The sequence below is a fragment of the Mesorhizobium sp. M4A.F.Ca.ET.020.02.1.1 genome (genome assembly GCF_004022645.1).
Taxonomy (GTDB): Bacteria; Pseudomonadota; Alphaproteobacteria; order Rhizobiales; family Rhizobiaceae; genus Mesorhizobium.
The window spans coordinates 1-653 of sequence record NZ_RZOI01001322.1 but is presented as its reverse complement, the minus strand read 5'-3'; the positions used below and the strand labels follow the sequence as shown (position 1 = coordinate 653).

General features: G+C 66.3%; 1 protein-coding gene and 1 pseudogene. Both read left to right on the top strand.

What is annotated here, in order from left to right; genetic code table 11:
* A pseudogene (locus EN742_RS36910) lies at positions 1-213 on the top strand (pilus assembly protein); the annotation flags it as partial.
* Positions 213-653, top strand: a 441-nt coding sequence (locus tag EN742_RS36905) for a pilus assembly protein TadG-related protein (protein WP_245492504.1), incomplete at its 3' end; no start/stop codon positions are given. The pseudogene EN742_RS36910 and the gene EN742_RS36905, both read left to right, overlap by 1 nt.

Here is a 653-nt window from a genome sequence, read left to right as displayed (position 1 = left end):
GATTTCATCAATCACGACGTCGCCGGCTATCCCTTCGTCGACGCGCACAAGCTGACGGTCGACGCCAAGGACAGCGTCATCGACGGCAGCCAGTTCGTGGTTTCGGTGAGCTACGACGCGCGCGACCTGCCAATCTGGAACCTGCTGGACAGCCTGCCGATGCCCTCGATGACGATCAAGCGCCAATCGACGATCCGCGTCGGTGGCATATGATGCGCGCCGCTGCCGCCGCGATGCTGCGATCGGGCAGCCGGCTGATCGCCGACAGGCGCGCCAACTTCGCCGTCATGGCGGCGCTGAGCGCGCCGGTCGCGCTGGCGCTGACAGCCTTCGCGGTCGACGAAGGCGCGCTGTTCAACGAGCGCCGCGCGGCACAGTCGATCGTCGATCTCGCGGCGATCACCGCCGCGGCCAACATCAACAATGCCGAGAAGGCGGTGCTGACCACGCTGAAGGACAACGGCTTCAACTCGGTCGCCGTCCAGAAGCAGGGGACGACCATCGAGCCGACGGCCAGCAAGGCGGTCGTCCAGGTGGTGCCCGGCCGCTACTCCGGCGTCAGCGCGATCGCCGCCGGAAGCCGTTTCGAGGCGGGCAAGCTGCCTTACAACGCCGTCCAGGGGTCGCTGAAGAAGAAGGGGACTCTCTATTTC